The organism is Thiohalophilus sp., assembly GCF_031581315.1.
Lineage (GTDB): Bacteria > Pseudomonadota > Gammaproteobacteria > UBA6429 > Thiohalophilaceae > Thiohalophilus.
On the sequence record NZ_JAVLAZ010000031.1, the window covers coordinates 1 to 2,189 of the forward strand.

Annotated in this window: 2 protein-coding genes and 1 pseudogene; 2 read left to right on the top strand and 1 reads right to left on the bottom strand. The window is 56.1% G+C overall.

Features of this window, described 5'->3' with window-relative positions:
* Positions 1-869, top strand: a pseudogene (locus RI563_RS06305) (cell envelope integrity protein TolA); the annotation flags it as partial.
* Between the two features lie 20 nt (positions 870-889).
* Here the strand turns inward: RI563_RS06305 and RI563_RS06310 are convergent.
* A complete protein-coding gene (locus RI563_RS06310; protein WP_310693518.1) occupies positions 890-1,603 on the bottom strand; it encodes an NERD domain-containing protein in 714 nt (237 codons plus the stop codon).
* Positions 1,604-1,731: 128 nt separating this feature from the next.
* Between RI563_RS06310 and RI563_RS06315 the strand changes: the two genes are divergently transcribed.
* Positions 1,732-2,133: a hypothetical protein gene (locus RI563_RS06315; protein WP_310693519.1), complete on the top strand. Its 402-nt coding sequence runs from the start codon at positions 1,732-1,734 to the stop codon at positions 2,131-2,133.
* Positions 2,134-2,189 lie beyond the last annotated feature (56 nt).

Consider the following 2,189-nt stretch of genomic DNA (forward strand, 5'->3'; position numbering starts at 1 on the left):
AGGCCGAGGCTCGTGCCAAACAGCAGGCCGAGGAACAGGCCCGCCGCGAGGCCGAGGCCCGCGCCAAACAGGAAGCCGACGAGCAGGCCCGCCACGAGGCCGAGGCTCGCGCCAAACAGCAGGCCGAGCAGGAAAACAAACAGGAGCAGGAACGCGAGGCCCGTCGTCAGCAGGCGATTCGCCATGCCAAGCAGCGCCGCGAGGAGCAGGCCCGCCGCATGGCCGAGGAGATCAAGGCCAAACTGGAGCAGGCCGAACAACAGCGCCAGGAAGAAGAAGAACGCCAGCGGGGCGAAGGACTCTCCCTGGCTCGCGCCACTGTCCGGCGTAAATCCGACGGGCGAATTATTCTCGAGGGCGAAGAAGATATTTTTATTTTCAAGGAGCCCAGCGTTACCCCCGAACAGATCGAAGCCAAGCTGGCCAACGAACCGCAACGTGGCAATACCGGGACGGGCACTGAATTGCCTTCTTTCGAGATCGAAGAGACCGAAAAACCGGTCTTCAAGCCTATCAACACCCAGGCGGTTCATGCCCGGCTCGCCGAACAGCAGGCATCCCATCAACAAAAACGCAAAAAGCGCCACGTCTTCGCCCTGGCCGCCTCACTCATGCTGGCACTGGGCAGCGGTGGCGTTTATCTGTTCCTGCACCCGGAACTGATCGACGAACACGTCATCGCCCGTTCCGACACCGGCAAGAGCACCACCACCCGTGCGGGCGTCGGTACGCTGAATAACAAGGAATCCAAAGACAAGGACAAGAAAGACGAGCAAGCGCGCCAGACTCACGAAAATAATCTTGAAAGCAATCTACGCGAGCGTTTCGATAATCTGCTGGATCAGTGGAAAGAGATCGTCTCCCGCTGAGCGGTCGGACCCACGCTCATTTAAACCAGTAAATAACGCCAGCCAAGCCAGGCTCCGGCAACCAGAAACATCACCCCGGCCATGATACTGCGTCCATTGAAAGTCGTTTCTTTTTCAATCGCATAAAGCTCGCGCAGCTTCGACACCTCGGGTGTTTGCACCTTCTGCTTTAACGCCTCCCAGGCCTGCCAGTAAGCCGAAGGAACCTCACGTAGTCGATTGTCTTCGCCCATTTTTTCCAGCTCTGCCACCGAGATCAGTTTCCCGGGCCGCCCCTTGGGAAACTCCACGCCTTTGGTAAACACTACCCGGCCGTCGACGGGAATACCGGAAGCGTAATACCTGACTGCCAGAATCTCCGACTCCAGCTGTGGCAACGGGTTTCCAAACTTGTAGGTTCGCTTGCCCAGCACCTGGGTCCAGTTATCGATCCCGTCGGCGGCAAACACCACCCCCTGGTAACGGTGCACCGGCAACAGCAGCAGCCCGTCCGGCGTCAGCAAAAGATTCTCCAGATAAACCGCCCCGTCCATACCGTCGGGAATGACAACCTGATGTAATGCATCGGCCGCGACAGCCTGAATTTTCTTCTGTAACTGCCGATCACGATAACTGCGGCACAATCGTGGCCAGGCAAGCAGAATCGCCCCCAGCAACAGTAACAGGGTAATCCCCCAGGTAATCAAATCCTCAGAATATTGAATCAGCAGGTTTATAAGGCTATCGATGGTCATTCGTCACGCAGAATAGTTTTGTATCTTCTATAATACGGAAAACTGCCCGGTGACGCCATGCTGTACGGGCACGACCCGCTCACAAAATCGGCAGCCATGCCGTCCAACAAAACGATGTTCACAGACCAATGAATTCCGAGTACGAACAACAACTGAAAGATGCCGAGCAGATCGTCAACGCCTATGGCAAAATACTGGCACAACTGGATGCCGGCAACTACGGCCACCCGGTCTCACTACTGCCATACCCGCGGGACGAGATAAAAAGCGCTATTCAATTATTGTTGTGGGAGCTGGAAGGGGAAGACAAGGATATCTGTAACAGCCTGGCGCAAAGCTATGTTTATCTGGCCCAGTTCATTCCCGACGATGAAGCCGAAATTATCGCCGAGGGACAACGATTCATGACGTCCAGCAACTTTGATGACGGACATATCGAAGAGGCGGACGAAGCGGCCCGCATCATCAACCGCATCAAACTGGAGATGGAAGAAATGATCCTCGATGTGCGCAAATTCATGCGTGCCTGAGCCCTGTCGGGCAGGGGCTAGGCGCTAGATACCAGGGGCTAGTAGTAGGCCCGATA

Coding starts and splice junctions, on each gene's coding strand:
- RI563_RS06310 (WP_310693518.1), bottom strand. CDS start 1,603: ATGACCATCGATAGCCTTATAAACCTGCTGATTCAATATTCTGAGGAT.
- RI563_RS06315 (WP_310693519.1), top strand. CDS start 1,732: ATGAATTCCGAGTACGAACAACAACTGAAAGATGCCGAGCAGATCGTC.